The sequence below is a fragment of the Streptomyces sp. NPDC005263 genome, from assembly GCF_042872365.1.
Lineage (GTDB): Bacteria > Actinomycetota > Actinomycetes > Streptomycetales > Streptomycetaceae > Streptomyces.
In genome coordinates, this window is sequence record NZ_JBIAKJ010000012.1 from 71163 (window position 1) to 89578 (window position 18416).

General features: G+C 69.8%; 16 protein-coding genes and 1 riboswitch. Of the genes, 14 read left to right on the top strand and 2 right to left on the bottom strand.

Going from position 1 to position 18416, the window contains the following annotated elements; genetic code table 11:
- Positions 1-227 precede the first annotated feature (227 nt).
- The 14 genes from ACFYRY_RS37865 (at position 228) to ACFYRY_RS37930 (ending at position 14872) form a co-directional block, all read left to right on the top strand.
- On the top strand, positions 228-1055 hold the full coding sequence (locus tag ACFYRY_RS37865) for a glycoside hydrolase domain-containing protein (RefSeq protein WP_389156414.1): 828 nt from the start codon (positions 228-230) through the stop codon (positions 1053-1055).
- Between the two features lie 22 nt (positions 1056-1077).
- Positions 1078-1407: a hypothetical protein gene (locus ACFYRY_RS37870; RefSeq protein ID WP_389156417.1), complete on the top strand. Its 330-nt coding sequence runs from the start codon at positions 1078-1080 to the stop codon at positions 1405-1407.
- A gap of 52 nt (positions 1408-1459) precedes the next feature.
- A complete protein-coding gene (locus ACFYRY_RS37875) occupies positions 1460-2083 on the top strand; it encodes a hypothetical protein (RefSeq protein ID WP_389156419.1) in 624 nt (207 codons plus the stop codon).
- Between the two features lie 157 nt (positions 2084-2240).
- A complete protein-coding gene (locus ACFYRY_RS37880) occupies positions 2241-2888 on the top strand; it encodes a SurA N-terminal domain-containing protein (RefSeq protein WP_389156422.1) in 648 nt (215 codons plus the stop codon).
- A 187-nt stretch (positions 2889-3075) separates the two neighbouring features.
- Entirely contained in the window at positions 3076-4101 is a 1026-nt protein-coding gene (locus ACFYRY_RS37885; protein ID WP_389156425.1) for a nucleoside triphosphate pyrophosphohydrolase, read from the top strand.
- A 52-nt stretch (positions 4102-4153) separates the two neighbouring features.
- Entirely contained in the window at positions 4154-5467 is a 1314-nt protein-coding gene (locus tag ACFYRY_RS37890; protein WP_389156428.1) for a cytochrome P450, read from the top strand.
- A gap of 123 nt (positions 5468-5590) precedes the next feature.
- Complete coding sequence (locus tag ACFYRY_RS37895; RefSeq protein ID WP_389156431.1) at positions 5591-6619, top strand: transglycosylase family protein; 1029 nt, start codon at positions 5591-5593, stop codon at positions 6617-6619.
- Between the two features lie 192 nt (positions 6620-6811).
- A riboswitch (cyclic di-AMP (ydaO/yuaA leader) is annotated at positions 6812-6974 on the top strand.
- Between the two features lie 3 nt (positions 6975-6977).
- Positions 6978-7697 (top strand): transglycosylase family protein, encoded by a 720-nt coding sequence (locus ACFYRY_RS37900; RefSeq protein ID WP_389156434.1) that lies wholly within the window; start codon positions 6978-6980, stop codon positions 7695-7697.
- Positions 7698-8046: 349 nt separating this feature from the next.
- Positions 8047-9336 carry a phosphopyruvate hydratase gene (eno, locus tag ACFYRY_RS37905; protein WP_389156436.1) on the top strand — a complete coding sequence of 430 codons (1290 nt, stop codon included), beginning with the start codon at positions 8047-8049 and terminating at the stop codon, positions 9334-9336.
- A gap of 117 nt (positions 9337-9453) precedes the next feature.
- On the top strand, positions 9454-9930 hold the full coding sequence (locus ACFYRY_RS37910) for a septum formation initiator family protein (RefSeq protein WP_389156439.1): 477 nt from the start codon (positions 9454-9456) through the stop codon (positions 9928-9930).
- Between the two features lie 35 nt (positions 9931-9965).
- Positions 9966-10496 (top strand): DUF501 domain-containing protein, encoded by a 531-nt coding sequence (locus ACFYRY_RS37915; protein ID WP_389156441.1) that lies wholly within the window; start codon positions 9966-9968, stop codon positions 10494-10496.
- Entirely contained in the window at positions 10493-11434 is a 942-nt protein-coding gene (locus ACFYRY_RS37920; protein WP_389156444.1) for an exopolyphosphatase, read from the top strand. The genes ACFYRY_RS37915 and ACFYRY_RS37920 overlap by 4 nt, the downstream gene beginning before the upstream one ends.
- Positions 11435-11878: 444 nt before the next feature.
- Positions 11879-13273: an NAD(P)/FAD-dependent oxidoreductase gene (locus ACFYRY_RS37925; RefSeq protein WP_389156447.1), complete on the top strand. Its 1395-nt coding sequence runs from the start codon at positions 11879-11881 to the stop codon at positions 13271-13273.
- Positions 13274-13570: 297 nt separating this feature from the next.
- Complete coding sequence (locus tag ACFYRY_RS37930; RefSeq protein WP_389156450.1) at positions 13571-14872, top strand: class I SAM-dependent methyltransferase; 1302 nt, start codon at positions 13571-13573, stop codon at positions 14870-14872.
- A 63-nt stretch (positions 14873-14935) separates the two neighbouring features.
- Here ACFYRY_RS37930 and ACFYRY_RS37935 read toward each other — a convergent pair whose 3' ends face one another.
- Positions 14936-17464, bottom strand: coding sequence for an ABC transporter permease (locus tag ACFYRY_RS37935; protein ID WP_389156453.1), 2529 nt, complete (start codon positions 17462-17464; stop codon positions 14936-14938).
- Positions 17464-18288 (bottom strand): ABC transporter ATP-binding protein, encoded by an 825-nt coding sequence (locus ACFYRY_RS37940; RefSeq protein ID WP_389156456.1) that lies wholly within the window; start codon positions 18286-18288, stop codon positions 17464-17466. Before ACFYRY_RS37940 ends, ACFYRY_RS37935 begins: the two co-directional genes overlap by 1 nt.
- Positions 18289-18416 lie beyond the last annotated feature (128 nt).

The window sequence follows — 18416 nt, forward strand, 5'->3', positions numbered from 1 at the left end:
GAGGCGTTGTTTGCCGATTGCAAAGGCGCCGACAGTTACGGTTCTCTCCGCTTCGTGCGCAGGATCAAGGTCGCCGTCAGTGTCGTCATCGACGTGATCGCCGTACCGCCGCGCCGTCTCGGGGGCTCAGAGAAACTTGGTTCGGGCTGACGTACGCCGTCGTCATACGACGCCGTACGCCGCTCAGGCGCGTACGCGAAAACGACGTACGCATGAAGGGGTGGGACATGGCCGAGCACCGGCAGTCCAGGAAGCGCAGATACATCACGTGGGCGGTGGCCGGCGCTGCCGTCGTCGCGGGGGGCGGGATCGCCGCGCAGACTTCCATGGCGGCCACCGCCTGGCCCGCCCAGAAGACGTACACGGGCCGTGCGTTCGACACTTGCACCGCACCCTCGCTGAACGCCATGAAGGCTTGGAAGGGCGGCCTCTACGGCGCCGCCGCCGTCTACGTCGGCGGCAAGAACCGCGGCTGCTCCCAGCCCAACCTCACCAACTCCTGGGTGAAGTCGGTCAACACCGCCGGCTGGAAGCTCATACCGATCTACGTCGGCGCCCAGCCGCCCTGCCAGACCAGCTCCAACCCGGAGAAGCTCACGGCCACCAACGCGGCCTCCCTCGGCGCGACCGACGCGGCCGACGCGGTGTCCAAGGCGTCCGCCCTCGGCATGAAGGCGGGCAGCCCGATCTACCTCGACATGGAGCCGTACGACATCACGAACACGTCGTGCAACAACGCCGTGTTGACGTACGTCCGCTCCTTCACCAAGACACTGCGCGGCAAGATCTACCGTGGCGGCTACTACGGCTTCACCAGCTCCAGCGCCAAGGCCATCGCCACGGCGAAGGACAAGACGGACCTGCCGGGCAACCTCTGGTACGCGCTGTGGGACAAGCAGAACACCACGACCACCGACTGGCCGTGGGGTGCCACCCAGTACACCGACCACAGCCGCGGCCACCAGTACCTGGTCAACAGCAAGGAAACGCGGAACGGTTACACGATCACCGTGGACCGCGACGCGTGGGACGCTCCGGTCGCGATCGTCGGCTGACGCCGACGCTGACCTGACACGCATGCTGAGACAGATGAAGGTGTTCGCCAGGCCGGCGCTGCGCGCGACCGCGGTGCGGGCAGGGTTCGCGGTGCTGCCACTGGTCAGTCTGGGACTGCTGTGCCCGGTGCCCTCCCTCGTGCTCGCCCTGCGGCGGCGCGCTCGCGCCGACCTGTGGGCCTTCGCCGGTTTCAGCGCGGTCCTGGTGGCCTGGGTCACCGAACTCCAGCTGACCCCGGACGACACCCACGGCGTGCTGTTCGCCTCCGACCTGGTGCTGATCATGCTGTCGATGGGGGGCGCCTCGCTGCACGCGTGGAGAGTCTGGCCCCGCCGGGCCGACCGGCGCTGACAGCGACGTACGACAAGGTTCGAAAGCAGGCAAGCAAGCAGTGGTCAAGCAAGTGCGACAGGTGTCGCGGGCGCGTTCCGCCCGGCAGGAGCGGGCCGGAGGGTCCGGAGCGGCCGGACGGACCGCGGTCGTGGGGCGTGCCGTCGTCGCGTGGCTGCGCTCGCTGCGCGGGCGCACCATCGCGCTGGCGACGGGTGCGGTCGCCGTCGTCGCCGCGGTGGTCGTGACCCTCGTACTCCTCAACCAGGGCGACGACCGGCCGCCCGTCCCCGACACCCGGGCCCGGCACTACACCGAAGCGGACGCCTGTCTGCTCACCGGTGAGAAGGGCATCACCGCCGGGGCCGAGGCCGAGGTCTGGCAGGGCATGCAGGACGCCTCAGCGAAGACGCACGCGCGCGTGAGCTACGCGCAGGTGACCGGAGAGCAGAGCGCGGGCAACGCGCGGCCGTTCCTCAACGGCCTGCTCCAGCGCTCGTGCGAGGTCGTCCTCGCCGTCGGAAAGCCCGAGGTCACGGCCGCCGCGCAGACCGCGCCGCAGTACCGCAAGGTGGGTTTCGTGCTGGTCGGCGACGGCAAGGCGGACGGTTCCAACGTGACCGCCGTCCACGCGGGCGACGGGGTGCGGGCCGGTGTCGCCGACGCCGTCGAGCGGGCGGTGGCCGGGCGGGGCTGAACACCACCCCGGACGGTGAGGGCGGGGAGCAGGCGCGGCGGTGCCCGAAGTCCAGATGAATCGTTGGTCCAATGGGTTGGCCAGAGCCTGCCCACTGCCTAACATCGATCATCGCAAGACCTTGTGCACCGTCGCACAATCTCCTCGGGAGGTCTCCTTGCACCGCCGTCGCCGTCGCACCGCGCTCCTGCTCTCCGCCGCGATCGCCGCGGCCCCCCTCCTCACCGCCTGCGGGAACGACGCGCATCCGGGCGCGGCGGCCGTGGTCGGCGACCAGCGGATCACCGTCGCCCAGCTGGAGAACCGGGTGAGCGAGGTGCGCGACGCCCAGCGGGCGGCGGTGCCGGACGAAGCGCAGTACCAGCAGGTCATCGCCAAGACGGGCACGCTCGCCCGCGACACCCTGCACACCATGGTCCTCGACCAGGTACTGCACCGCGCCGCCGACGACGCGGGCGTGACCGTCAGCCGCAAGGAGATCCAGCAGATGCGGGCCGGCCTTGAGCAGCAGACCGGCGGAGCCCAGGCGCTGGAGACCGCCTGGCTCCAGCAGTACGGCATCGCCCCCGAGCGCCTCGACGAGAACCTCCGCCTCCAGCTGGAGGCCCAGAAGCTCGCCGCGAAGCTCGGCACCGACACCCGCGACCCCGCCTTCTGGAGCGTCCTCACCAAGGCCTCCAAGAAACTCGGCGTCGACCTCAACCCGCGCTACGGCACCTGGGACGTGGAGAAGAGCAGCCGCGTCGACGCGAAGACGCCGTGGGTACGCGAGGTCACGGTGTCGGCTACTGATCAGACGGCGTGAGCGGGCGCTGACGAGGGGCGGGCGCTGAAGCGGGGCGGGCGGGGAGGCGTGACGGTAAGCCGGGGACCCGCACACGAGGGGTGTTCACGGGGACCCGCACACGAGGAATGTTCATACGATCGCACCGCCGCCCTGTGCCTGTGGACAACCTGATCGCCGGCCCGGCGGCGTGCGTTAGCTTCGAATGGTGAACGCAAACAGCCCCGAAGCCGCCTCGACCCCAGGTCACCCCCCGGACGCCGACCCCGCCCCCGGCCGTGTCGTCCTGCTCACCACCAGTCACCGTGTCGCACCCGGGCTGCTGTCCTGGCCCGCCTGGCAGGCACTGCACGCCGCCGATCGCGTGCTGTGCGCGGACGGCGCGCATCCGCAGCTGCCGTATCTGCGTGAGGCAGGGACAACCGTCGACGAGGCGTCGCCCACCGCCGAGGAACTCGTCGCCGCGTGCGCCGGGGGGAAGACGGTGGTCGTGGTCGCGACCGGCGAGGGCGAGTCCACCCTCACGGACGGCCTGGCCCGCCTCGCCGGATCGGGCCGGGTCTCGATGCCGGAGCTGGAGTTGCTGCCCGCCTCCTACGATCTCCCGGGCGCCCGCCTCCTCGACCTCGTCCAGGTCATGGACCGCATCCGCGCCGAGTGCCCCTGGTCGTCCCGGCAGACCCACCAGGGCCTGGCGAAGTACGGCATCGAGGAGGCGTACGAACTCGTCGAGGCGATCGAGGAGGGGGACCGCGACGAACTGCGGGAGGAGCTCGGCGACGTCCTCCTCCAGGTCGTCTTCCACGCCCGCATCGCGGAGGAGGGCCGCGCCGAGGACGGCACCGACCCCTTCTCCATCGACGACGTGGCCGGCGGCATCGTCGCCAAACTCATCCACCGCCACCCGCATGTCTTCGGCGACGAGACGGCGACGACCCCCGAGGAAGTCAAGGAGCACTGGCTCCGCACCAAGGCGATCGAGAAGCGCCGCGAGTCGGTGACCGACGGCATACCCCTGGGGCAGCCGGGCCTCGCCCTGGTGGCGAAGCTGGCGTCACGAGTCCGCACGGCGCAGCTCGACGTACCGCTCCCGGTCGGCGACGGCATCGGCTACGAGCTGCTGACCCTGGCGGTCCGGGCGGAAGCGGCCGGAGTCGACCCGGAAGCGGCCCTGCGCGCCGCCGCCCGTGCCTACCGGGACGCGATACGGGCCGCCGAGGGGCTCGGAAGCTAGTGCCCCGTGCCGCGGCATCAGGGTGCCCCGGCGATCCGGATACCGTCAGGGAGTGACCGACCAGCCCACCCCCACGAGCCCAGCCCCGGAACTCTTCACCTGGGAGTTCGCCACGGACCCTTACCCGGCGTACGCCTGGCTCCGGGAGCATGCCCCCGTCCACCGGACGAAGCTCCCGAGCGGCGTGGAGGCTTGGCTGGTCACCCGCTACGCCGACGCCAGGCAGGCCCTCGCCGACCAGCGCCTCTCGAAGAACCCGGCGCACCACGACGAGCCCGCGCACGCCAAGGGCAAGACCGGTATCCCCGGTGAGCGCAAAGCCGAGTTGATGACCCATCTGCTCAACATCGACCCGCCGGACCACACCAGGCTCCGTCGGCTGGTGTCGAAGGCGTTCACTCCGCGACGGGTCGCCGAATTCGCCCCTCGGGTGCAGGAACTGACCGACGACCTGATCGACGGGTTCGTGGAGAAGGGGAGTGCCGACCTGATTCATGACTTCGCGTTCCCCCTCCCCATCTACGCGATCTGCGACCTGCTGGGCGTCCCCCGCGAGGACCAGGACGACTTCCGGGACTGGGCGGGCATGATGATCCGTCACGGGGGCGGGCCACGCGGCGGCGTCGCACGGTCGGTGAAGAAGATGCGCGGCTATCTCGCCGAACTCATCCACCGCAAGCGTGAGGCACTTCCCGCCGAGAGCGCCCCCGGCGAGGACCTCATCTCCGGGCTCATCCGAGCCTCCGACCACGGCGAGCACCTCACCGAGAACGAGGCCGCCGCGATGGCCTTCATCCTGCTGTTCGCCGGGTTCGAGACCACCGTCAATCTCATCGGCAACGGCACCTACGCCCTGCTCACCCACCCCGACCAGCGCACCCGCCTCCAACAGTCCCTCGCCGCCGGCGAACGCGGCCTCCTGGAGACCGGCGTCGAGGAACTCCTGCGCTACGACGGCCCGGTCGAGCTCGCCACCTGGCGGTTCGCCACCCAGCCGGTCAGCATCGGCGGGCAGGACATCGCGGCCGGCGACCCCGTACTCGTCGTACTCGCCGCCGCGGACCGGGATCCGGAGCGGTTCGCCGATCCGGATGTGCTCGACCTCTCCCGGAGTGACAACCAACACCTCGGATACGGCCACGGCATCCACTACTGCCTCGGCGCGCCCCTCGCCCGGCTGGAGGGCCAGAGCGCCCTCGGCACACTCCTCACCCGTCTCCCGGACCTGCGACTCGCCGTGGATTCGGCCGAATTGCGCTGGCGTGGCGGGCTCATCATGCGAGGACTGCGTACCTTGCCCGTGGAGTTCACGCCACGTGGTCGGGCCCCTCACCTGCGTAAAGGTGACACACCTTCAAACCTGTGATCTTCACGTGATCTACGCGGCATTAACTTGTGACAAGTGATCGTCTGCCTATACGTTCACGGATCAACGCGGCGGCGAGTGTCACTCGCCGTCGGTCACTGTTGTCTCGCGAAAGGTTTCCGCATGCTCTCCGGGAACGGCCGGCATCGTCGCCCCCGTCAAGCTCCGGCTCTCCTCGTCGCGGCCGGAGTGACCGGCTCCGCCATCGCGATCCCGCTGCTCGGCGCGACCGGCGCCAGTGCGGCCACCGGGACCACGTGGGACCAGGTCGCCAACTGCGAGACCGAGGGCTCCTGGAGCGCGAACGAAGGCGACGGACACTACGGCGGCCTCAACATCGCGCAGAAGGACTGGGAGCAGTACGGCGGACTCGACTACGCCACGCGCGCCGACCAGGCCAGCCGCAACCAGCAGATCGCCGTCGCCGAGAAGATCCTGGCCGACCAGGGTGTCGGCTACTGGTCCACCTGCGGGCTGCTCAACGGGCTCACCAAGAGCTCCGAGGCGGCCGACGTGGACACGGGTGTGGGGGTCGACACGGGCTCGGGCACGTCGAACGACTCGGGTTCGTCCGGCTTGTCCGACTCTGAAGGTTCATCGGCTGATTCGTCCGGGAGTGGATCCTCGGACGGCGCGTCGGGCACGCCTTCGGCGTCCGCGTCGGACACTCCCTCCAGCTCGTCGTCCGACTCCTCCTCCGGCTCGTCGGACGGTGCGAGCCGTGCGGGCAATTCGGCTAAGTCCGGCACATCCGCTGATTCCGGATCCGGGTCCAGTGGCTCGCAGGACTCCGGGGACACCTCCGCCGGTACGGCGAAACAGGACGACTCGGGCGACTCGGACAACTCCTGGCGGGTGGGCGGCTCTTCGAGTCTGGTCGACACCGGGGCTCTCGGTGGTGGCAAGCACCGCGGCGGCAGCGCGGACGAGGACGCGGCCGTCGACACCGCCGACGCCGGCACCTCCAGTGGCCGTCACGCCGCCGGCGGTGAGACGTACACCGTCCGCGTCGGGGACACCCTCGAGTCCATCGCCGACTCCCTCGACCTCCAGGGAGGGTGGCGCGCCCTCTACGAGGAGAACAAGCAGGCGATCGGCTCCGACCCAAGTCATATCTCCCCCGGTCAGACCCTTGGACTTGGTGCCGAATAGGGCTAAAGCGGCGGGAGTTCACGTTACGCTTCGCGCCGAATGTCCCGTTTGGTGAAAGTGTGGGATGAGTCTCAGAAGCCTTGATCGTCTTTGAAATTCCGCGGATCGCGTGTCTAACGTCGGACCGCTCGCCAACACGAGCCCCGGCTGCCGCAACGCCGAATCCTGCCAGCGGCCGTCCGGGAACAGTCGTCGCGTCAAGCGCCGTAGGCAGGAGCGGGGGACCCAAGGTAGGCGCCGGGCTCAGCAGTTGAGCCCGGCTTGGGGTGAAGCCGCGTCCCGAGAGGGATGCGGCCGGGCAACTCAACCGGCCCGAACCCGACAGCTCACCTCGCAGGCGTCGGTGAGGGGATCAACCATGCTGTTTTCCGGCAAGGGCAAGCACCGTCGTCCGTCCAAGACCACTCGCGCCGCCGCGATCGCCGGAGTCACCGGCGTCGCCATCGCCGCTCCGCTGATGGCGGCCGGCAACGCCTCCGCCGCCACCTCCTCCGAGTGGGACACCGTCGCCCAGTGCGAGTCCGGCGGCAACTGGTCCATCAACACCGGCAACGGCTACTACGGCGGCCTGCAGTTCTCCGCCTCGACCTGGGCCGCGTACGGCGGCACGCAGTACGCCTCGCAGGCCAACCAGGCCTCCAAGGCGCAGCAGATCGCCGTCGCCGAGAAGGTCCTCGCCTCCCAGGGCAAGGGCGCCTGGCCGGTCTGCGGCAAGGGCCTGTCGAGCGGTGGCTACGACGGCGGCTCCGACACCTCGTCGAACAGCTCCAGCGGCTCGAACGCCTCCAGCGGCTCGAGCAGCTCCAGCGGCTCCTCGGAGACCAGCACCCGTACCGACGAGCAGCCCGCCTCGCGTTCCCAGGAGCGCCCGGAGGCCAAGAAGACCGTCACCACCCCGACCGGCAAGAAGGTCAAGAAGGGCGACGGCGAGTACAAGGTCGTCAAGGGCGACACCCTCAGCTCGATCGCCGAGAAGCACAAGGTCAAGGGCGGCTGGGCGAAGCTGTTCGAGCTGAACAAGGACATCGTCCAGGACGCCAACCTGATCTACCCGGGTCAGCAGCTGCACCTGAAGTAGTACGCGGCGCTCGTCCGAACCACAGCGCCCTCACCTCCGTGGTCCTCGTGCCGAGGGCCTCGTGAGGGCCCCCGTCCCCACGGGCTCCCCGCTCCGGTGCGTGTTCCCCCGTACGCACCGGAGCGGGGTCTTTTTGTGTGGTCTTCCGCGCGACTGTGTGCGGTCTTCCGCGCGTGTCTTTGTTCCGTTCGGAAACAATTACCTCTCGGTTCTGCCCAAGGGGTGGGCGACAGGGGGGTCGATCGCCCCGAGGCGGTTAGGCTCATCTCGCGGAGCCGACCGCGACTCCGTGCACTACGGGGCCCCTCGGCCCCGCGTACCCCGCGTCACATCCCAGAAGGAGATGCTCGTGCCGTCCATCGACGTCGTCGTAGCCCGGGAAATCCTGGACTCCCGAGGCAACCCCACGGTCGAGGTCGAGGTCGGCCTCGACGACGGCAGCACGGGTCGTGCCGCCGTCCCCTCCGGAGCCTCCACGGGCGCCTTCGAGGCCATCGAGCTCCGCGACGGTGACCCGAACCGCTACCAGGGCAAGGGTGTCGAGAAGGCCGTCCTCGCCGTCATCGAGCAGATCGGCCCGGAGCTGGTCGGCTACGACGCCACCGAGCAGCGCCTGATCGACCAGGCCATGTTCGACCTGGACGCCACCGACAACAAGGGCTCGCTCGGCGCCAACGCCATCCTCGGCGTCTCCCTCGCCGTCGCCCACGCCGCCTCCGAGGCCAGCGACCTCCCGCTCTTCCGCTACCTGGGCGGCCCGAACGCGCACCTGCTGCCGGTGCCGATGATGAACATCCTGAACGGCGGCTCGCACGCCGACTCCAACGTGGACATCCAGGAGTTCATGATCGCCCCGATCGGCGCGGAGTCCTTCTCCGAGGCGCTGCGCTGGGGCACCGAGGTCTACCACACCCTGAAGAAGGTGCTGAAGGGCCGCGGCCTGTCCACCGGTCTCGGCGACGAGGGCGGTTTCGCCCCGAACCTCGGCTCCAACCGTGAGGCCCTCGACCTCATCCTCGAGGCGGTCAAGGAGGCCGGGTACACCCCCGGCGAGCAGATCGCCCTCGCGCTCGACGTCGCCGCGTCCGAGTTCTACAAGGACGGCGTCTACACCTTCGAGGGCAAGGAGCGCTCCGCCGCCGAGATGACGGACTACTACGCCGAGCTCGTCGAGGCGTACCCGCTCGTCTCCATCGAGGACCCGCTGTTCGAGGACGACTGGGCCGGCTGGAAGACCATCACCGACCGGCTCGGCGACAAGGTCCAGCTCGTCGGCGACGACCTGTTCGTCACCAACCCGGAGCGTCTGGCCCGCGGCATCGACGAGGGTGCCGCCAACGCGCTGCTCGTCAAGGTCAACCAGATCGGCTCGCTGACCGAGACCCTGGACGCCGTCGAGCTGGCCCAGCGCAGCGGCTTCAAGTGCATGATGTCCCACCGCTCCGGCGAGACCGAGGACGTCACCATCGCCGACCTCGCCGTCGCCACCAACTGCGGCCAGATCAAGACCGGCGCCCCGGCCCGCTCCGAGCGCGTCGCCAAGTACAACCAGCTGCTGCGCATCGAGGAGATCCTCGACGACGCCGCGGTGTACGCGGGGCGCTCGGCCTTCCCGCGGTTTCGCTCTGCGAACCAGTAGGCACAGCCGCTCTGCGAACCAGTAGGCCCAAGCCTTAGCCAGTCGTACGTACGTCCCCGTACCCGGTCCCGTACCGTGTCCGGGGACGTACGCACGTGTGAGACGGGAGGCGGGGACATGGCCGTGAAGGACCGGGACCGTTTCTCCACGACGACCAGGATCAGGCTGCTCGGCGAGCAGACGGCGGCCCGTGTCTACCGCTCCCAGACCAAACGGCAGGCCCGCCGCTCCCGGCTCACCGGCCGCGCCGCGCTGCTCGCCCTCGTCCTGTGCACGCTGATCGTGGCGCTCGCCTATCCCATGCGGCAGTACGTCGCCCAGCGCGCCGAGATCGCCGAGGTGAAGCGCAAGCAGGAGCGGACCCGGGAGCGGGTCGAACAGCTGCGCGACCTCAAGGCACGATGGCAGGACGACGCGTACGCGGAGCAGCAGATCCGGCAGCGGCTGCACTACGTCATGCCGGGCGAGACGGGCTTCGTCGTCATCGACCCGAACGCGGCCAAGCAGTCCCGCTCCGACCTGGGCGCCGCGGACCGCCCCTGGTACGCGAACGTCTGGGACGGCGTGGACTCGTCCGACGCCTCCGACCAGTGAACCGACAGACACTTCAGAGAGACTCTCGTACAGGCATGCAAACGCCCCCGCCGCCCACCCCGCGCACCGAGCCCACCGACGCGGACGTCGAGGCCTTCCAGCAGCAGCTCGGGCGCCCGCCGCGCGGCCTGCGCGCGATCGCGCACCGCTGCCCCTGCGGCGAGCCGGACGTGGTGGAGACGGCCCCGCGCCTCCCCGACGGCACGCCCTTCCCGACGCTGTACTACCTGACGTGCCCGAAGGCCGCCTCGGCGATCGGCACGCTGGAGGCGAACGGCGTGATGAAGGAGATGACGGCCCGTCTGGAGAGCGACCAGGAGCTGGCCGCCGCCTACCGCGCCGCGCACGAGGACTACATCCGGCGCCGCGACGAGATCGAGGAGCTGACCGGCTTCCCCAGCGCGGGTGGCATGCCGGACCGGGTGAAGTGCCTGCACGTCCTGGTCGCGCACTCCCTCGCGGCGGGCCCCGGGGTGAACCCGCTGGGCGACGAGGCGCTGGAGATGCTGCCGGAGTGGTGGCGCAAGGGGACCTGTGTGACGCGGGCTCAGGAGGACGCCACGTGACCAGGGTCGCCGCCGTCGACTGCGGCACGAACTCGATCCGGCTCCTGGTCGCCGACGCCGACCCCGGGACCGGGGAACTGGTCGACCTGGACCGCCGTATGACGATCGTCCGTCTCGGCCAGGGCGTCGACCGGACGGGCCGTCTCGCCCCCGAGGCGCTGGAGCGGACCTTCGCCGCCTGCCGTGAGTACGCGGCGATCATCAAGGAGCACGGTGCGCAGCGAGTGCGCTTCGTGGCCACCTCGGCCTCCCGGGACGCCGAGAACCGGGACGAGTTCGTGCGCGGGGTGCTGGACATCCTGGGCGTCGAGCCCGAGGTCATCTCCGGTGACCAGGAGGCCGAGTTCTCCTTCACCGGCGCGACGCGGGAGCTGACCGGGCGGGACGACCTGCACCGGCCCTTCCTGGTGGTGGACATCGGGGGCGGCTCGACCGAGTTCGTCGTGGGCGAGGACCACGTGCGTGCGGCGCGCTCGGTGGACGTGGGATGCGTCCGGATGACCGAGCGTCACCTGGTCGTGGACGGCAAGGTGACCGACCCGCCGACGCCGGACCAGGTCGAGGCGATGCGCGCCGACATCGAGGCCGCCCTCGACCTCGCCGAACAGACGGTCCCGCTGCGCGAGGCGCGCACCCTGGTGGGCCTGGCCGGCTCGGTGACGACGGTCTCCGCGATCGCGCTGAACCTCCCCGAGTACGACTCCACGGCCATCCACCACTCCCGGGTCTCCCGCGACCGGGTCCGCGAGATCACCGACTGGCTGCTGCGCTCCACCCACGCCGAGCGCGCGGCCGTCCCCTCCATGCACCCGGGCCGCGTCGACGTGATCGGGGCGGGCGCTCTCGCCCTCCTCGCGATCATGGAACGGACCGGCGCGGCGGAGGTCGTGGTGAGCGAGCACGACATCCTCGACGGGATCGCGTGGTCGGTGGCGTAGGTCCGCCCATCGATGATCCACGGGCCTCTGCTGAGCAGGTGGGAGAACGTATGAGCGCCTCCGGAGGGCCCTCGCGGGCCCCTCGGTCACGGGCTCCCGAGAAAGTTCGTGAAGTTCTTCACAAGGAAATCGGCCCGCTCGGAGGACGAATGGCGGCCCGTTGACCCTTCTGGGGGGTCAACGCCCCTTTGAACGTGTTCAGAAGGGGTGCGCGGGGGTGCTTCGAAGGGGGTGGCGGAGGGTCGGGCGAGAGGGCTTCACAGGGGGGCTCGGGGGCACAGAGAGGCAGCTCACGCGGCATTGACAACGGTGATCCACTGGCACAGGTTCCCGGTTCACGCCATGATGTGGATCACGCGAGCCGCGGAGAATAGCACACACCCCGACCATGCTTGTGAAGGGGCGCACGAGCCAGGGTCCAGTGGCGGGTGGATACTCGATGGCATGAGCACCACGGAGCGTCCCAGGATCCTCGTAGTAGGCGGTGGGTACGTAGGCCTGTACGCAGCTCGGCGCATCATGAAGAAGATGCGCTACGGCGAGGCGACCGTCACGGTCGTCGACCCCCGGTCGTACATGACCTACCAGCCCTTCCTCCCCGAAACCGCCGCCGGCAGCATCTCCCCGCGCCACGTCGTCGTCCCGCTGCGACGCGTGTTGCCCAAGGCGGAGGTCCTCACCGGCCGGGTCACCACCATCGACCAGGACCGCAAGGTCGCCTCGATCACCCCGCTGGTCGGCGAGGCGTACGAGCTGCCCTTCGACTACCTGGTGATCGCGCTCGGCGCGGTCTCCCGCACCTTCCCGATCCCCGGCCTCGCCGAACAGGGCATCGGCATGAAGGGCATCGAGGAGGCCATCGGCCTGCGCAACCACGTGCTGGAGCAGCTGGACAAGGCCGACTCCACGCAGGACGAGGAGATCCGCCGCAAGGCGCTCACCTTCGTCTTCGTCGGCGGTGGCTTCGCGGGTGCGGAGACCATCGGTGAGGTCGAGGACATGGCCCGCGACGCGGCCAAGTACTACAACAACGTGTCCCGTGAGGACATGCGGTTCATCCTCGTCGACGCGGCCGACAAGATCCTCCCCGAGGTCGGTCCCAAGCTCGGCCAGTACGGCAAGGAGCACCTGGAGACCCGTGGGGTCGAGGTCTACCTCTCCACCTCCATGGACTCCTGCGTCGACGGCCACGTGGTGCTGAAGAACGGCCTCGAGGTCGACTCCAGCACCATCGTCTGGACGGCGGGCGTCAAGCCCAACCCGGTCCTGTCCCGCTACAACCTTCCCCTGGGTCCCCGCGGTCACGTCGACTGCGAGTCCACGCTCCAGGTCAAGGGCACGGACTACATCTGGTCCGCCGGTGACAACGCCCAGGTTCCGGACCTCGTCGGCCGCAAGGCGGGCAACGAGAACGCCTGGTGCCCGCCGAACGCGCAGCACGCGTTGCGGCAGGCGCGGGTCCTCGGTGACAACGTGATCTCCGGTATGCGGGGCTTCCCGCAGAAGGACTACAGCCACGCCAACAAGGGTGCGGTCGCGGGCCTCGGCCTCCACAAGGGCGTCGCGATGATCGTCATGGGCAAGATGAAGATCAAGCTCAAGGGCCGTCTCGCCTGGTACATGCACCGCGGCTACCACGGTCTGGCGATGCCGACCTGGAACCGGAAGATCCGCGTCTTCGCCGACTGGACCCTCGGCATGTTCCTCAAGCGCGAGGTCGTCGCGCTGGGCGCCCTGGAGACTCCGCGCGAGGAGTTCTACGAGGCGGCCAAGCCGGCGCCGGTCGCCGCGCCCAAGGCCGAGGAGAAGCCCAAGGCCGAGCAGGCCAAGGCCTCCTGACCTCCGGTCACTGAACGCCCCGAAGGGGCCGCCCGCCATCCGTGGTGCGGGCGGCCCCTTCGGCGTGCTCCCTCTCTGTGATGACGGCCATCGGTCGCGGCGGCCACCGATGACCGTCCTGCGCCGGACGCACACGGCGCACACGGCGCTCTCCGAGTCTCGCCCCGCGGCACAGCAAACGTGGCGTCTGCACGCGTTTTGCCAAGCCGTAACGCGCATGGGGGACTGCGGCCCGGCCCCGCAGGTGTTTACGTGGTGTTGGACATTCCGGGATCCATTGTCACGGAGGTGCACATCATGCCGGATGCCGCGCTGCGGCTGCAGAGCCTGGTGGAACAGTTGGTGGGAGCCCCTCTTCCGGTGCGCGTCCGCGCCTGGGACGGTTCGCAGGCGGGGCCGCCGGGCGCGCCGATCCTCGTGGTGCGCAATCGCCGGGCCGTGCGCCGCCTGCTGTGGAAGCCGGGCGAGCTGGGTCTCGCCCGTGGCTGGGTCGCCGGTGACCTGGACATCGAGGGAGATCTGTACGCCTGCCTCGACCTGATGTCGGGGCTCGTCTGGGAGCGCGGGGACGACGCCCGCACGCTCGTCCAGGCACTCCGCGACCCCGAGTTCCGGGCCGCCGCCCGGGGCCTCATCGCGCTCGCCGGGCCCCCGCTGCCGCCCGCCCCGCCGCGCGAGGAGATCCGCAGACCGCGCCGTGGCCTGCACACCAAGCGGACCGACAGACGCGCCATCAGTCACCACTACGACGTCGGCAACGACTTCTACGAGATCGTCCTCGGGCCGTCCATGGTGTACTCCTGCGCCTACTGGCCCGCCCCCGAAGCGGACGGCGCCACCCTGGAGGCCGCCCAGCGCGACAAGCTCGAACTCGTCTCCCGCAAGCTCGCCCTGCGGCCCGGCCAGCGGCTCCTCGACGTCGGCTGCGGCTGGGGCTCGATGGCCATCCACGCCGCCCGCGAGCACGGCGTGCGGGTCGTCGGCATCACCCTTTCCCAGGAGCAGGCCGCCTACGCCCGCAAGCGCGTCGCCGACCAGGGACTGACCGACCGGATCGAGATCCGCGTTCAGGACTACCGGGACGTCGCCGACGGGCCCTACGACGCGATCTCGTCCATCGGGATGGCCGAACACGTCGGCTCCGAACGGTACCTGGAGTACGCCGAGGCCCTCTTCCGGCTCCTCAAGCCCGGCGGGCGGCTGCTCAACCACCAGATCGGCCGCCGCCCGCAGCGCGACGAATCGGCCTACGACATCGACGAGTTCATCGACGCCTACGTCTTCCCCGACGGCGAGCTGGCCCCGATCGGCACCACCGTGACCCTGCTCGAACGCGCCGGGTTCGAGGTGCGGGACGTCGAGGCGATCCGTGAGCACTACGCCCTCACCCTGCGCCGCTGGGTCGCCAACCTGGAGGCCGACTGGGCCCGGGCCGTGCGGCTGACCAGCCCCGGCCGGGCCCGCGTCTGGCGGCTCTACATGGCCGCGTCCGCGGTCGCCTTCGAACGCAACCGCATCGGCGTCAACCAGGTCCTCGCCGTCCGCACCCCCGAGTCCGGCGACTCCGGAATGCCGCTGCGCTCCCGCACCTGGAACTGAAGAAGAGGGGCCCGCTTCCCTCGACGGAAGCGGGCCCCGACTGCCGTACCCCTGTCCCCGCCCCTACTCCGACTTGATCGCCGTCAGCATGTTCAGGCGGGCCGCCCGCCGGGCCGGCCACAGTGCCGCCAGGATGCCGACCGTCGCCGCCAGGAGGAGGAAGACGGCCATCCGCGCCCACGGCAGGACCAGTTCGTACGTCGGCAGGCTGGTGCCGATCAGCTCACCGGCCGCCCAGCCGAAGAACACACCGAGCCCGACGCCGAGCACCCCGCCGAAGAGCGAGATGACCAGGGACTCCAGGCGGACCATCCGCTTGATGCCCTTGCGGTCCAGGCCGATCGCGCGCAGCATGCCGATCTCCTGGGAGCGTTCGAAGACCGACATCGCCAGGGTGTTGATGACCCCGAGCACCGCGACGATCACGGCCATCGCGAGCAGCCCGTAGAGCATGTTCAGCATCAGCGTGAACATCTTCGCGACGTCGTCGGAGAGGTCCTGCTTGCTCTGCACCTTGATGGCCGGGTTCGAGCCGAGGGCCTTCTCCAGCCTGTCCTTCGTCGCGTCGGACGCGCCGTCGGACGTCTTGACCATCACCTGCATGTCGGCCAGGTCGGACTGGTGCGGGGAGAGCGTGGCGTTGTCCAGGAGGATGCCCTGGATCAGCTCGTTGCCCTCGTAGACCCCGGCGACGGTCAGGGCCTGCTTCTTGCCGTCCTCGTAGGCGACGGTGAAGCCCGAACCGGCCTTCCAGCCGTGCGACTTGGCCGTGGTCCGGTCCACGACGACCTGCGTGCCGCCCACCTCGAAGGAGCCGTTGTCGACCTTGAGGTCGGTCAGCTTTCCGATCGCGTCGCCCGTGACGCCGGTGAGGTACTCGGTTCCGCCGCCGATGCGGGAGGGGGCGTTGCGCAGCGGGCTGACGGCGGTGACGTCGTCGGTCGCCCGGAGCTTCTTCTCGACGTCGGGGGAGAGCTCGTTGCCGTTGGCCATGCGGACCACGTAGTCCGCGCGGATCGCGGAGGAGGCCATCTTGTCGATGGACTTCTGCACGCTGCCCGCCATCACCGTCATGCCGGTGATCAGGGTGAGGCCGATCATCAGCGCGGACGCGGTGGCCGCCGTACGACGGGGATTGCGCACCGAGTTCTGACGGGCCAGCTTGCCCGAGACGCCGAACACCCGCATGACCGGTGCCGCGGCCGCGATCAGCGGGCGGGACAGCAGGGGCGTGAGGATGAAGACGCCGATGATCAGCAGGGCCGCGCCCATGCCCATGGGGGCCTGGCCATCCGAGCCGGACATCGTCGTCGCGGCGAGGACCACCGCGACACCCGCCGCCGAGAACAGCGCGCCCAGTGTGTTGCGCAGGACCAGCGACTTGGTGGTGGCCGGTGCGTGCAGGCTGCTCATCGCGGCCACCGGCGGGATCTTCGCGGCGCGGCGGCCGGGCAGCCACGCGGCCAGCATGGTGATGAGGACGCCGACGGCGAGGGCCGCGCCGACCGTGCCGGGCGTGATGACCAGTGGTCCGTCCGGGACGGTCGCCCCGAACGAGCCCATCAGCGACCGCAGGCCCGCCCCGATGCCGATCCCGGCGACCAGGCCGGTCACCGCGGCGACCGCGCCCACCACGAACGCCTCGATCAGCACCGACCGGGTGACCTGGCGGCGGGAGGCTCCGACCGCGCGCAGCAGCGCCAGTTCCTTGGTGCGCTGGGCGACCAGCATGGTGAAGGTGTTGGCGATGATGAACGTGCCGACGAACAGCGCGATCCCCGCGAACACCAGCAGGCCCTGCTTCATCCCGGACATCGAGGCGGAGATCATCTCCGCCTGGTCGTCGGCCAGTTCCTGCCCGGTCGTGGTGTAGACGAGGTCCTTCGGCAGCGCCTTGTCCAGCTCCGCCTTCAGCGCCGTCTGGCTGACGCCGGGCTTGGCCCGCACGTCGATCTCGTCGTAGGTGCCCTTCTTGCCGAACAGCTGCTGGGCCGAGGCGGTGTCGAAGAGGGCGAGGCTGCCGCCGGCGGTGACATTGCCGTCGTCGGTGGTGAAGATGCCGGTGATCTTCGGGGCGAGGACCGGACCGTCGACCGAGATCCGTACGGTGTCACCGACCCGGTACCCGGCGCGCTTCGCGGTCTGCGAGTCGATGAGGACCTCGTTCGCGCCGCGCGGCGCGTGGCCGTCGGTCAGCGGATACCGGGAGTCCTTGGCGCCCCAGTAGTTGCCTCCCTGGGACTGGAAGCCGCCGCCGATGAGCTTGCCGTCCTTGTCGGCGATCGCGGTGTACCCCTCGACGACGCCGACGGCGGACGCCGCCCCCGGCACCTTCGCGCCGGCGTCGAGCAGGGCCTGGGTCAGCTCGGACCTCTTGCCGAGGGTGTCGCCCTTGTCCTCCTGCATCTCGGCTTCCACGGCCACGTCGACCTGGTCGAAGCCCTTGGCCGAACTCTTCTGGAACGCCTCGGAAATGGTGTTGGTGAAGACCAGGGTCCCGGACACGAAGGCCACGCCGAGCATCACGGCGAGCACGGTCATGAGCAACCTGGCCTTGTGCGCGGACACGTTGCGCAGGGCGGTGCGGAACATCAGCTGGTACGGCCCTTCGTGTCGAACTCGGGGGTCTGGGGCCGCGCGGCGGAGCCGCTGGTGTGACCGCCCCCGGGAAGTCGCCGCATCAGGTCGAGGACCGAGTCCGCGGTCGGGGCGTGCAGTTCGTCGACGATCCGTCCGTCCGTCAGGAACACCACCCGGTCCGCGTACGCGGCGGCCACCGGGTCGTGAGTGACCATCACCACCGTCTGCCCGAGCTCCCGTACGGAGTTGCGCAGGAAGCCGAGGACCTCGGCGCCGGCGCGCGAGTCGAGGTTCCCGGTCGGCTCGTCACCGAAGATGATCTCGGGCCGGGACGCCAGGGCGCGGGCCACCGCGACGCGCTGCTGCTGGCCGCCGGAGAGCTGGGAGGGACGGTGGCCGAGACGGTCGGCCAGGCCCACCATCGTGATCACCGAGTTCAGCCACTGCTTGTCCGGCTTGCGGCCCGCGATGTCCATCGGGAGGGTGATGTTCTCCAGCGCCGTCAACGTCGGCAGCAGGTTGAACGCCTGGAAGATGAAGCCGATCTTGTCCCGGCGCAGCTTGGTCAGCTGCTTGTCCTTGAGGGACCCCAGCTCCGTCTCACCGATGCGCACCGAACCGGACGAGAAGGTGTCCAGGCCCGCCACACAGTGCATCAGGGTGGACTTGCCGGAGCCCGAGGGGCCCATGATCGCGGTGAACTCGGCCTGTCGGAACTCGACGGAAACCCGGTCCAGGGCGACCACTTGGGTGTCGCCCTGTCCGTAGATCTTCGACAGATCCGTGGCGCGCGCGGCCACTGCGGTGGTCCGGTCGGCGATGGATGCGGTGGTCACGAGTTGGCACTCCTGGGGGAACGACGACGGATGGGGCCCCGGCGGGACGTGTTCAATCGTCGCCGCCACGAGCTGCCGTGTAGTCAGCCGCTGTTCTGGTTCCGAAGGCAGCCTCGGGTCGGACCACA

Bases quoted from the DNA above. Each gene is read 5' to 3' on its own strand.
- ACFYRY_RS37865 (WP_389156414.1), top strand. From the start codon at position 228: ATGGCCGAGCACCGGCAGTCCAGGAAGCGCAGATACATCACGTGGGCG.
- ACFYRY_RS37870 (WP_389156417.1), top strand. From the start codon at position 1,078: ATGCTGAGACAGATGAAGGTGTTCGCCAGGCCGGCGCTGCGCGCGACC.
- ACFYRY_RS37895 (WP_389156431.1), top strand. From the start codon at position 5,591: ATGCTCTCCGGGAACGGCCGGCATCGTCGCCCCCGTCAAGCTCCGGCT.
- ACFYRY_RS37900 (WP_389156434.1), top strand. From the start codon at position 6,978: ATGCTGTTTTCCGGCAAGGGCAAGCACCGTCGTCCGTCCAAGACCACT.
- ACFYRY_RS37910 (WP_389156439.1), top strand. From the start codon at position 9,454: ATGGCCGTGAAGGACCGGGACCGTTTCTCCACGACGACCAGGATCAGG.
- ACFYRY_RS37915 (WP_389156441.1), top strand. From the start codon at position 9,966: ATGCAAACGCCCCCGCCGCCCACCCCGCGCACCGAGCCCACCGACGCG.
- ACFYRY_RS37925 (WP_389156447.1), top strand. From the start codon at position 11,879: ATGAGCACCACGGAGCGTCCCAGGATCCTCGTAGTAGGCGGTGGGTAC.
- ACFYRY_RS37930 (WP_389156450.1), top strand. From the start codon at position 13,571: ATGCCGGATGCCGCGCTGCGGCTGCAGAGCCTGGTGGAACAGTTGGTG.
- ACFYRY_RS37935 (WP_389156453.1), bottom strand. From the start codon at position 17,464: ATGTTCCGCACCGCCCTGCGCAACGTGTCCGCGCACAAGGCCAGGTTG.